The organism is Desulfonatronum thiosulfatophilum (assembly GCF_900104215.1).
Taxonomy (GTDB): Bacteria; Desulfobacterota; Desulfovibrionia; order Desulfovibrionales; family Desulfonatronaceae; genus Desulfonatronum; species Desulfonatronum thiosulfatophilum.
Genome location: NZ_FMXO01000005.1, coordinates 191,059 through 201,865, shown reverse-complemented (window position 1 = coordinate 201,865; position 10,807 = coordinate 191,059). Strand labels below are relative to the sequence as shown.

The following is a 10,807-nucleotide window of genomic DNA, read 5'->3' as shown; positions in this document are numbered from 1 at the left end:
GCCTTTACCCCACCAACAAGCTAATGGGACGCGGACTCATCCATTGACGGCAGCTTGAAACAGAGGCCGCCTTTTCTCACACATCTCCAAAATGCGTAAGCTTATCCGGTATTAGCAGCGGTTTCCCACTGTTATCCCGAATCCATGGGTAGATTATCCACGCGTTACTCACCCGTGCGCCGCTCTACTCAGGGACCGAAGCCCCCTTTCTCGCTCGACTTGCATGTGTTAGGCACGCCGCCAGCGTTCATTCTGAGCCAGGATCAAACTCTCCACTTAAAAATACTCAAAATGAAGCATGGCTTTAAAACCATGTTCTTTCTCTCCCCCTCGCTATTCCATTGTCAAAGAACTCATTTTCGCGCCTTGAATTCCCGTCCGCAAAACCGACCGGAAGTGCTCGCCGCGAAAGAACAGTATCTAAAGAAACTCCCCTCAACTGTCAACAAATAATTTTCATAAATTTAAAAAATATTTTTTTAGCTATTATTCCTATATATTGCATATCCACTCAAAACGATCAAAAGCCTCTTTCAAAAACAACCTGAAAGAGGCTTCGTAAAAAAGGCATTCACTATCCGCGGAACATACTACGGCATTACCATTGCTCCGGCAGCCTGAGCCAGGGAGAAGACGGTTCCCGGGACCATGCCCAGCCAGAGCACCGCAGCGGCGAGAAGTCCGCCCCAAAGCAGACCGGGGCTGGTCAAGGCCGGGGCCGTGACTTCGGCTTCCCGGGTGTAGGCATGGCGGACCAGATTCAGATAATAGTAGATGGCAATGGCGGAATTGAGGACCGCGATGATCACCAGCCAGTGGTAGCCTTCCAGCCAGGCCGAATTGAGCAGGAAGAGCTTGCCCATGAAGCCGGCCGTGGGCGGCAGGCCGACCAGGGCAAAGGCCGAGACGGCCAGAATCAGGGCTAGGCCGGGAGAGCGCTGGTAGAGGCCGTTCAAGTCGTCCAGCTTTAGATTGCGCCCGTCCGTGGAAACCCGGCAGATCACCCAGAAGCAGGCCAGGTTCATCAAAAGATAGACCACGGCGTAGAAGGCGGCGGCGGCCAGGCCCGCGGACGTGCCGGCCACGATGCCCAGCATCACGTACCCGGCATGGGATACCGACGAGTAGCCCAGAAGACGCTTGAGATCCGTCTGGACCAGGGCGGACAGGTTGCCGAAGGTCATGGACAGGGCGGCCAGTACTGCCAGGAGCATGGTCACTTCCATACTTGGATCCAGTAGCGTGGCCATGCGCACCAGAACGACCACCGCGCCCAGCTTGGGCAGGGTGGCCACGAAGGCCGCGGTCTCGTTGGATGCGCCCTCGTAGACGTCCGGGCACCAGAAGTGCAGAGGAAACAGGGCCAGCTTGTAGAACAGCGCGCCCATGAACAGGGCGATGCCGATCAAGGCGGCCGGGGATTCGGACCAGGACCAGGTTTTGGTCGCCAATTCGGAAAGGTAGGTCGTATGGTGCACGCCCAGGATGTAGGACAGGCCATACATGGCCAGGGCCGTAACCACCGCGCCGAAGAGGATGTACTTGATCCCGGCCTCGGCTGCCGCGGGCTCCCTGGCCCGCAGGGGAATCAAGGCGTAGATGCTGTAGGAGGCCAACTCCAGGGCCAGGAATATGGTCACCAGTTCCACGGCGCTGGAGAGCAGCATCAGGCCTAGGGCGCTCAGGGCCAGGAACAGGAAGTAGTCCGGGCGCTTTTCGTCGGACAAGGTGGGCTGGCTCATGGCGTTCAGGCAGGTGACGGCCAGGCCCAGAAAGATGGCCATCTTGAAAAACTGGGACAAGGCGTCCACCTGGTAGGCTCCATAGAGCATCAACCCGGATTTTTGCAGGGAAACCGCGGCCACGCCAATGCCGATTCCCGCGGCCAGGGGCAGATAGCGCAAGAGACGTTGCCAGGATGCGGGGCCCACGGTCAGGACGAAGAGCGCGCCGACCAGGGCCAGCAGATACAGTTCCGGAATGAACAGTTCGACTTGAAAGATCACTGGTCGTCACCTCGCGTTAAAGGAGACTCGATAGAAAGGGATTGGCCGGTTGCCAGTACGGGAGGCTGCGACTTCAGGGAGGTTTCCAGGTGCATGGTCTTGCGGCTTTCATACTGGCCCAGCAAATGAACCACGGAAGGATTGATAGTCCGCAGGGCTAGGCCGGGCATCAGTCCCAGGTAGAGAACCAGGACGGCCAGGGGCGCCAGGTAGACCCATTCCCGCATGTTCAGGTCATGCCATTTTTGCGCCTGGGACGGCTGCCCCCAGGCCAGTTTCAGTCCCAGCCGGAGCATGTAGGCCGCGGCCAGCATCACCCCGGGAATGGTCAGCGCACCCAGGAGGTAGCTGGCCTCGAAGACCCCGATGAGCACCAGGGCCTCGGAGACGAAGCCGTTGGTTCCGGGGAAGCCGAAGGAGGCTATGGCAAACAGGCCGAAGAAGAACATGTAGGCCGGCAGGTACTTGCCCAGGCCCATGTTGTCCGCGATTTCACGGCTGTGGCTGCGTTCGTAGATGGCGCCGACGAGCATGAACAGCGCGCCGGTGGTCACGCCGTGGTTGATCATCTGCATGATCGCGCCTTCGACCCCGCGCATGGTGAAGACGAAGATGCCCAGGGTCACGAAGCCCATGTGAGCCACGGAGGAATACGCGATCAGCTTCTTCATGTCCCGCTGGCCCAGGGCGATGGCGCCGCCGTAGAGGATGGAGATGATGGAAATGGTGATCATCAGCGGAGCGAAGTATTCACTGGCCGCCGGGGTCAGGGGCAGGCAGAAGCGCAGGAATCCGTAGGTGCCCATTTTCAGCAGGATGGAGGCCAGGAGCACGGAGCCGGCCGTGGGCGCTTCCACGTGGGCAGCCGGTAGCCAGGTGTGAAACGGGAACATGGGCACCTTGATGGCGAATGCCAGGGCCATGGCCAGAAAGGTCCAGAATTGAAAATTGAAGGGGTATTCGTGGTTCATCAGTTCCGGAATGGAGAAGGTGCCGGTCTGAACGAAAAACGCCACAATGGCTGCCAGGAAGAGCGTGCTGCCGGCCAGGGTGTAGATGAAGAACTTCAGGGAGGCGTAGCGCCGGTTGGGCCCGCCCCAGACCGCGATGAGCAGGAACATGGGAATGAGCATGGCTTCCCAGAAGATGTAGAACAAAACGAAGTCCAGGGCCGTGAAGATGCCCACGCAGGCGCCGATCATCAGCAGCAGGCAGAAATGGAATTCCTTGACCCGCTTGCCAATGTAGGTCCAGGAGCACAGCACGCACAGCGGCAGCAGGAGCACGGTCAGCAACACCATGAGCAGACTGATCCCGTCCACGCCCACATGGTAATGCATGTTCCAGGCCGGAACCCAGGGCACGATCTCCACGAACTGGAAGGCCGCGGTGTGCAGGTCAAAGCCCAAAAGCGGCAGAGCCAAACCCATTTCGATCAGTCCGACCACCAGGGTGTACAGGCGGATGGTCCGTTCGTCGCGCAGGAAGAACAGCCCCACCGCGGCCAGCAAGGGAAAAAAGATCAGGGCGCTGAGTACGGGAAACCCGGTTTCAATCATGACGCGGCACCTTTATGGAAACGGTTGGGAGTAGGGAACATGGCAGCCTTGAGGATCGCGATTGTTCATGCGAGTCATCCCGACATCCGTGGTGGAAGCCTTTGCTAGGCCAGATACCAGACCAGCAGCGCCAGGCCGGAGGCCAGGGCGATGGCCAGGGCCAGGTAGTCCTGGAGGCGGCCGGTCTGGGCGGTGGTCATAAGCCCGCCGGTGTCCCGGGCGCCCACGGCGGAGTTGTCGATGATGAAGTCGATGCCCATCCGGTCGAACCAGGAGGTGGCCTTGCCCAGCAGGAGCAGCCCCACCAGTCCGATGCGGTTGTAGACTTCGCTCCAGATGGAATCCAGCCAGGCCAAGGGGCGGCTGACCAGGGCCAGGAAAATTCGGCCGAGGTAGATGTATAGGGCCTCGAAGTCCAGATTGCGCTGGGCATGAGGGGTGAGCACCTTGCGCATGACCATGAAGCCCAGGCCGGTGAAGCCCAGCAGGAGCAGGGTCAGAAGGACTTTCCAGGCCGACCAGGGCTGGAAGGCTTCCGAGCCCGGATAGGGCAGGAATCGGTACAAAAGGTCCGGAAACAGGCCCTGGGCCGTGCACAGGAAGGCCGCGGCGGCCATGGCGATGTACATGTTCACCGGGATGGGCCTGAGGGGTTTGGCATAGGTGGGCTTGCCCCCCCAGAAGGCGAAGTAGGGCAATTTCAGACCCACGGAGAGGAAGGTGCCCACCGCGGCCACTTCCATGAGCATGCCCAGCAGGACCCGGTGGTCGTCGAAGGCTGCGGCAATGGTCATGGTTTTGGAGACAAAGCCGTTGAACACGGGCATTCCGGAGATGGAAAGACCGGCTACAACGTAGGCCAGCATGACCAGAGGCAGGCGACCAGCCAGCCCGCCCAGCTCGTTGAGCTTCGCGGTGCCGGCGGCATAGAGCACCGCGCCCACGCTCATGAACAAGAGTCCCTTGTACAGAATGTGCGCGTAGGCATGGGCCGAGGTCCCGTTGAGGGCCAGGGCCGTACCGATGCCGATGCCCGTGATCATGTACCCGACCTGGGACATGATGTGATAGGACAGGATGCGCCGGGCGTTGTTCTCCATGGTCGCGTAGAAAACGCCGTACAGGGACATGACGATGCCCATCCAGGCCAGGAATTCCCAGCCGGGATAGCCCCGGGCCAGGACGTAGACCGCGGTTTTCGTGGTGAAGGCGCTCATGAAGACCGCGCCGGGGATGGTCGCTTCCGGATAGGCGTCGGGAAGCCAGGCATGGACGATGACAAAGGCCGCGTTCACGCCGAAGCCGAGCATGATCAGCCAGTCGTAGTAGGCGGCATTGGCCGGATCAACGGCCGTGAAGACGAAGTCGCCCGTGACCTGATAGCGCAGCAGGATTCCGGCCAGCATCAGCAGGCCGCCGATGGTGTGGATCAGGAAGTAGCGGATGCCCGCGCCCACGGCCCTGGGGTTGTCCTTGGTGTTGAACCAGATCAGCAGGGTCGAGGCCACGCTCATCACTTCCCAGAAAATGAACAGGGTCAGGTAGTCGCCGGCGAAAAGGCAGCCGAAAGCCCCGCCCACATAGGTGGCCGCGGCCACATGGTGACGGATCTCCTGGAGATGGAAGGCATAGATGAAGCCGATTAGGGCCTGGATGGCGAAGATGTTGGCAAAGATCAGGGACAGACTGTCCACCCGGCCCAGGCTCAGGTTCAGCCCGAGATAGGCGACGTGCAGATGGTCGCCGGTGCCGGCGGCAAAAACGCTGATAATGGCCAGCACGGGCGCAACGGGCAGCAGCCAGCGCCACCAGGTGACCTTGGGGGCCAGAAACAGGAGCAGCAGAGCCAGACCGAAGAAGGCGAGCGCCGGATGAATAAAGCTAGTCATGGATGTCCTCGGGGGCTCCGATCAGCGGAGCGACGATGCGTTTCATCACAAAGGCCAGGACCACGGCGATGACAAAACCGAAGCCGGCCCAAAAGCCGGGATAGGCTTCCCAGGCCACATGGAGTTCATAGGGCCTGATGAAGAAGTTCAGGCCGACCAGAATGGCGAGGATGATGAAAAAAAGCAGCTTGAACAGGCCGGCGTGGTCGCGCATCTTCTTTATCAGGGCGTTTTCGGGGATGTCCGTCTGATTCTGCATGTCCGACTCCTAGAACCGGGTCATCACTTTGATGAACCCCATGAATGTATCCGGAAAGAGCCCCAGAAAGATGGAGATCAGGGCGGTGATGAACAGGGGCACGACCATGGTCAGCGGGGCCTCCTTGCAGTCGTCCAGACGGATGCCCGGAGCGGGCGATTCGAAGAAGGCCTTGTAGATGATCGGACCGAAATAGCTGGCATTGAGCACGGTGCTGGCCATCAGGGCTATCAGGATCGGGATTTGTTCGGCCTGCAGGGCGCCGTTGGCCAGGTACCATTTGGTCACGAAACCGCAGACCGGCGGTGCGCCGATCATGCTCAGGGCGGCCAGGGAAAAGGCGCCGAAGGTCCAGGGCATGCGCCGACCTACGCCGGAGAGTTGGCTGATCTTCTTGAGGTGCGTGGCCACGTATATTGCGCCGGCACCGAAAAAGAGAGTGATCTTCGCAAAGGCGTGGTGGGCGATGTGGGTGGTGCCGCCCAGCACGGCCATGGGCGTGAGCAGGGCCACGCCGAGGATGACGTAGGACAGCTGACTCACTGTGGAATAGGCCAACCGGGCCTTCAGGTCGTCCTTGGTCAGGGCGATGCACGAGGCCGCGACAATGGTGAACGCGGCCAGATATGCCGTGGGGATGCCCAGGTAGAGCAGGTCCATGGTTTCCAGGCCGAAGGCGGAGAGGATGATCCGGCAGACGCAGAACACCCCCGCCTTGACCACGGCCACGGCGTGCAGCAGGGCCGAGACCGGGGTGGGCGCGACCATGGCCGAGGGCAGCCAGTTGTGCAGGGGCATGATCGCGGCCTTGGCCAGACCGGCGATGAACAACACATAGGTGACGGTCACGGCGGTGGGATTGGCATCCGCGGGAAAGATGCCGCCCATGACGTCGGTCATGTTGAAGTCCAGGCTGCCCGCGAGCACGTAGGTCATGATCATGGCCGGGAGCAGGAACAGCTTGGACGTGCCCATCAGGTAGACCAGATACTTGCGGGCTCCGGCAAAGGACGTGTCGTCCTGGTGGTGGGCCACCAGGGGATAGGTGAACAGGGTGATGACTTCGTAGAACAGGTACAACGTGAAGATGTTCGCGCTGAAGGCCACGCCCAGAGCGCCGAAGATGGCCACGGCGAAGCAAAAGTAGTAGCGGGACTGGGCGTGCTCATCCAATGAGCGCATGTAGCCGATGTTGTAGCTGGTGGCCAGAATCCAGAGAAAGGAGGCCACCAATGCAAAGATCAGGGACAGGCCGTCCACGCCGAACTTGACCGTGACCCCGGGAATCAGGGTGAACAGGGTGAAGGTCTGGATCTTGCCGTCCAGGACGTCGGGAACGAAGGAGAGAACCGTGAGAAACGTCAGGATGCCCGCGGCAAAGGAGACGGCTTCCCGGTTGTTCGGGTTGTGCCGGGCCAGGGCGATGCCAAAAGGCGCGATCAGGGTGATAAGCAGGGGAAGCAGGATCTTGGAGCTGACCAGAATCTCCGGCATGGCTAGCCTCGCAGGGTGCGCAGCCGCGCGCTTTCAATGTGACCGCAGCGCTTGGCCACGACGATGATGATCGCCAGAACCAGGGCCGCCTCGGCCGCGGCCAATCCCATCACGAACAGGGCCGCGGCATGGCCCACGGTTCCGGAAGCGTCGGTCAGCTGGCCCGAGGCCACGATGCTCAGCCCCGCGCCGTTGAGCATCAGTTCCGCGCTGATGAGCATGCCCACCAGGGTCCGCCGCCAGATCACCCCGAACAGGCCCAGCGCCAGCAAAAGCAGGCTGACAAATTGAAACATGGAAAGCGCCGTCATCTGCCTTGTCTCCTTTCAAAGGCCAGCAGCACCGCTCCGGCCATGGCTACGGTCAGGATCACGGAAATCAGTTCAAAGGCCAGGAAATAGGGTTCGATGAAGGTCTGCCCAAGGTCCATTAGGACGATTTCCTGGGGGTGCTCATACGAGGCCAGAGGTTGCCAGCGCAGCACGCGTCCGATGAGCATCACCGGGGCCAGGGCCGCGACCACCGAACCGGCAATCACCCACCAGGGCCGCCCCGCGTGTTCCTCCGCGCCCACCGGCGGCTTGGTCAGCATGATCGCGAAAAAGATCATGATGCTCACCGCGGCGACGTAGATCAGAATCTGCATCAGGGCCATGAAGGGCGCGGCCATGAGCAGATAACAGCCCGCCACTCCGAACAGGGTCAGAATCAGCCCCACCAGGGCCCGGACCATGTTGCGGCTGAATACCGCCATCAATCCTCCAAGCAGAATGATCATCACATAGACGCCAAAGGCGATAATGGCCAATGATTGCATGTAACTATCCTTGATCCGGATCAGATGTTGAAATCGGTGTGCTGACGGCGGCTCCGCGCGGCTCCCCGCCCTGCTCCCGCAGTCTGGTGAGCAGGTCCAGGTTAAAATCGTGGCGACCGAATCCAGCTTGGTAGATATTGCTGGAAAACCGCAATGAATCCACGGGACAGATTTCCACGCATGTACCGCAAAGACTGCAGAGGGAAAAATCATACATAAACGTGGCCGGGTCCTTGGGTGCGGCGGGCTTCTTGACCTTTTCACCCCGGGCTTCGGCCTCTTCCATGGCTTTCTTTTCCTCAGGCGTCGGCTTCGGAGCTTTCTGCTTGACCACGGTCAGGCAGGCGCTGGGGCAATTCATGGCGCACATGCCGCAGGAAATGCATCTGGGCACCAGAGGTTCATCATCCTTGCCCACCAGTTCCACATGACCGTGAAAGGTTTGCAGATTGGCGTCGTCAACGGTGGCCCGGGGATAGTGGACGGTCACCTGTGGCCGCACAAAGGCTCGAAAGGTGATTCCCAAGCCGATTACCAGACTCCACAGGCCTTGTGCGGCCTTGCCGAATTCGCGAAACATGATCATAGCTTCACCACTACAATTTGATCACGACAAGGGTCACGATCAGGTTGATCAAAGCCAGGGGCAGGAGCCACTTCCAGCTCAGGTTCAGCAGCTGGTCGAAGCGCACCCGCGGATAGGTCCAGCGGAACCACATCATCACCAGGAGCAGCAGGTAGACCTTGGCCAGAAACCACCACACTCCGGGAGCCACCGGGCCGTTCCATCCGCCCAGGAACAGGACGGTGGCCACGCTGCAGACCACGATCATGTTCGCATATTCGGCCAGGAAGAAGATGCCGAATCCCATGCCCGAATATTCTGTGTGGAAGCCGGCGGTCAGCTCGCTTTCCGCCTCGGGCAGGTCAAAGGGCGCCCGGTTGGTCTCGGCCAGGGCGCAGACAAAGTAGATGAAAAAGGCCACGGGCTGGACCACGATATTCCACTGCCAGGGCCAAGCGCCCTGCCCGGAAACAATGGTGGACAGATTCAGGGAGCCGTACATGAAGGCAATGGCCAGGACGGTCAGCAACAGGGGAATCTCGTAGGCCACGGCCTGGGATACGGCCCTGGCCGCGCCCAGCAGGGACCATTTGTTCTCCGAACTCCAGCCGGCCATGCACAGGGCCAGGACGTTCAATCCGGCAAAGGCCAGGATCAGAAGCAGACCCAGGTCCAATTCCATGGCCGTCAGGAACGGACTGAAGGGAATGGGCAGAAAGAGGACGAAGACCGGCGCGAAGGAAATGATCGGCGCAGTCCAGAACAGCCATTTGTCAGCACCCCTGGGAGTGATCAGCTGCTTGCCCACCAGCTTCAGGGCGTCGGCCAACGGCTGCAGCAGGCCGTGAGGGCCGACTTCGAAAGGACCGGGCCGACGCTGGATGTGGCCGGCCACCTTGCGTTCCAGGTAGACCAGCACCAGACCGTTCAAGCCCACGAATCCGGCCAGCAGGCCCAGAGCCACGAGAATGGAGATGAGTTCAACCGGTATGCCGAAGGGGATGCTCGTCTCGATATTCATCTGTCGATCTCCGGAATGACCAGGTCAAGGCTGCCCAGGATGGCCACGGCGTCCGCCAGCAACGTGCCTTTGGTCACTTCGGCGAACAAACTCAGGTTGGAAAATCCCGGCGCACGCAGTTTGACCCGGTACGGTTTGGCGCTGCCGTCGCTGATCACATGCACGCCGATTTTGCCGCGAGCGCCCTCAACCGCAAAATATGCTTCCCCTTTGGGCGCCTTCCATTTCGGCTTGGGGGCATCCTTGGCCCAGAAATCACCATCCGGAAGCTTGTCCAGGGCCTGCTCAATGATGTTGAGACTCTGCTCGATTTCGGCCATGCGCACATTGTACCGGGCCATGCCGTCGCACTTGTCGTCCGTGGGAATGTCGAAAGCCAGCTCGGGATAGACGGAGTATGGTTCGGCCCTGCGGACATCATAGGCCATGCCGGCACCCCTCAATGTGGGCCCCGTGGCCCCGTAACGCCGGCACATCTCCACAGGAATGTGTCCAACATCCTCCAGCCGGTGCCTCAGGATCATGTTTCCCGTGACCAGCCCCTGATACATGGGTAGGCGGGAGCGCAGATGCGGAACAAAGTCCCGGATCATCCGCAGGGTGGTTTCATCCAGGTCCGCGGCAACGCCGCCCAGGCGATAATAGCTGTAGGTCAGGCGCGAACCCGTCGGGCGCTGCAGGATGTCCAGAATTCGTTCCCGGTCGTCGAAGCCGTACATGATGGGCGTAAACGCCCCCAGGTCCAGCAGAAAAGCGCCCCACCACAGGAGATGCGAACTGATCCGGTTCAGTTCGCAGGTGATCACCCGGATGAATTCGGCCCGTCTGGGAACCTCGATATTGCCCAGTTTCTCGACCGCTCCGGCCCAGGCCCAGTTCCAGGCCAAGGCATGTAGATAATCCACGCGCCCCATGTTGGGCATGTACTGATAGTAGGTATGTTCCTCACCCATTTTTTCATGCATTCTGTGCAGATAACCCAGGACCGGTTCCGTGCGAAGAATGTATTCGCCGTCAAGCTCGAAAATGACGCGCAGGACGCCGTGCGTGGCAGGGTGCTGCGGACCCATGTTCAGGATCATGGAGTCTTTTGAACCACCTTTTTCGAAGTGGTTCGTATAAAAGTCTCCTCGAAGATGGTACCGGTCCGTGGCGGTGGAACTGGTCATGACGTGCCTTCTGTTGCTGTGTGTTGAA

Annotated in this window: 10 protein-coding genes and 1 rRNA gene; all 11 read right to left on the bottom strand. The window is 60.2% G+C overall.

Annotated features, from left to right (window positions below; translation table 11 throughout):
• A 16S ribosomal RNA gene (locus BLP93_RS05865) occupies window positions 1–279 on the bottom strand; the annotation flags it as partial.
• Between the two features lie 311 nt (window positions 280–590).
• Window positions 591–2,006: an NADH-quinone oxidoreductase subunit N gene (locus BLP93_RS05860; RefSeq protein WP_092118461.1), complete on the bottom strand. Its 1,416-nt coding sequence runs from the start codon at window positions 2,004–2,006 to the stop codon at window positions 591–593.
• The gene (locus BLP93_RS05855) at window positions 2,003–3,565 is read right to left on the bottom strand and encodes a complex I subunit 4 family protein (RefSeq protein WP_092118458.1); all 1,563 of its coding nucleotides are present in this window, start codon (window positions 3,563–3,565) and stop codon (window positions 2,003–2,005) included. The genes BLP93_RS05860 and BLP93_RS05855 overlap by 4 nt, the downstream gene beginning before the upstream one ends.
• A 104-nt stretch (window positions 3,566–3,669) precedes the next feature.
• Complete coding sequence (locus BLP93_RS05850) at window positions 3,670–5,454, bottom strand: Na(+)/H(+) antiporter subunit D (RefSeq protein WP_092118455.1); 1,785 nt, start codon at window positions 5,452–5,454, stop codon at window positions 3,670–3,672.
• Complete coding sequence (locus BLP93_RS05845) at window positions 5,447–5,713, bottom strand: hypothetical protein (RefSeq protein ID WP_208596576.1); 267 nt, start codon at window positions 5,711–5,713, stop codon at window positions 5,447–5,449. Before BLP93_RS05845 ends, BLP93_RS05850 begins: the two co-directional genes overlap by 8 nt.
• A 9-nt stretch (window positions 5,714–5,722) precedes the next feature.
• A complete protein-coding gene (locus tag BLP93_RS05840; RefSeq protein ID WP_092118452.1) occupies window positions 5,723–7,207 on the bottom strand; it encodes a monovalent cation/H+ antiporter subunit D family protein in 1,485 nt (494 codons plus the stop codon).
• A gap of 2 nt (window positions 7,208–7,209) precedes the next feature.
• On the bottom strand, window positions 7,210–7,518 hold the full coding sequence (gene nuoK / locus BLP93_RS05835; RefSeq protein WP_092118449.1) for an NADH-quinone oxidoreductase subunit NuoK: 309 nt from the start codon (window positions 7,516–7,518) through the stop codon (window positions 7,210–7,212).
• The gene (locus tag BLP93_RS05830) at window positions 7,515–8,024 is read right to left on the bottom strand and encodes an NADH-quinone oxidoreductase subunit J family protein (RefSeq protein WP_092118446.1); all 510 of its coding nucleotides are present in this window, start codon (window positions 8,022–8,024) and stop codon (window positions 7,515–7,517) included. Before BLP93_RS05830 ends, nuoK begins: the two co-directional genes overlap by 4 nt.
• Window positions 8,025–8,028: 4 nt before the next feature.
• Window positions 8,029–8,610 carry a 4Fe-4S binding protein gene (locus BLP93_RS05825; protein WP_092118443.1) on the bottom strand — a complete coding sequence of 194 codons (582 nt, stop codon included), beginning with the start codon at window positions 8,608–8,610 and terminating at the stop codon, window positions 8,029–8,031.
• 10 nt (window positions 8,611–8,620) lie between these two features.
• A complete protein-coding gene (nuoH, locus tag BLP93_RS05820) occupies window positions 8,621–9,610 on the bottom strand; it encodes an NADH-quinone oxidoreductase subunit NuoH (protein WP_092118440.1) in 990 nt (329 codons plus the stop codon).
• The gene (locus tag BLP93_RS05815; protein ID WP_092118437.1) at window positions 9,607–10,779 is read right to left on the bottom strand and encodes an NADH-quinone oxidoreductase subunit D; all 1,173 of its coding nucleotides are present in this window, start codon (window positions 10,777–10,779) and stop codon (window positions 9,607–9,609) included. The genes nuoH and BLP93_RS05815 overlap by 4 nt, the downstream gene beginning before the upstream one ends.
• Window positions 10,780–10,807: the final 28 nt, after the last annotated feature.

What these genes read in the sequence shown, in the direction of transcription:
- BLP93_RS05855 (WP_092118458.1), bottom strand. Translation starts at nt 3,565, where the DNA reads ATGATTGAAACCGGGTTTCCCGTACTCAGCGCCCTGATCTTTTTTCCC.
- BLP93_RS05850 (WP_092118455.1), bottom strand. Translation starts at nt 5,454, where the DNA reads ATGACTAGCTTTATTCATCCGGCGCTCGCCTTCTTCGGTCTGGCTCTG.
- BLP93_RS05845 (WP_208596576.1), bottom strand. Translation starts at nt 5,713, where the DNA reads ATGCAGAATCAGACGGACATCCCCGAAAACGCCCTGATAAAGAAGATG.
- BLP93_RS05840 (WP_092118452.1), bottom strand. Translation starts at nt 7,207, where the DNA reads ATGCCGGAGATTCTGGTCAGCTCCAAGATCCTGCTTCCCCTGCTTATC.
- nuoK (WP_092118449.1), bottom strand. Translation starts at nt 7,518, where the DNA reads ATGACGGCGCTTTCCATGTTTCAATTTGTCAGCCTGCTTTTGCTGGCG.
- BLP93_RS05830 (WP_092118446.1), bottom strand. Translation starts at nt 8,024, where the DNA reads ATGCAATCATTGGCCATTATCGCCTTTGGCGTCTATGTGATGATCATT.
- BLP93_RS05825 (WP_092118443.1), bottom strand. Translation starts at nt 8,610, where the DNA reads ATGATCATGTTTCGCGAATTCGGCAAGGCCGCACAAGGCCTGTGGAGT.
- nuoH (WP_092118440.1), bottom strand. Translation starts at nt 9,610, where the DNA reads ATGAATATCGAGACGAGCATCCCCTTCGGCATACCGGTTGAACTCATC.
- BLP93_RS05815 (WP_092118437.1), bottom strand. Translation starts at nt 10,779, where the DNA reads ATGACCAGTTCCACCGCCACGGACCGGTACCATCTTCGAGGAGACTTT.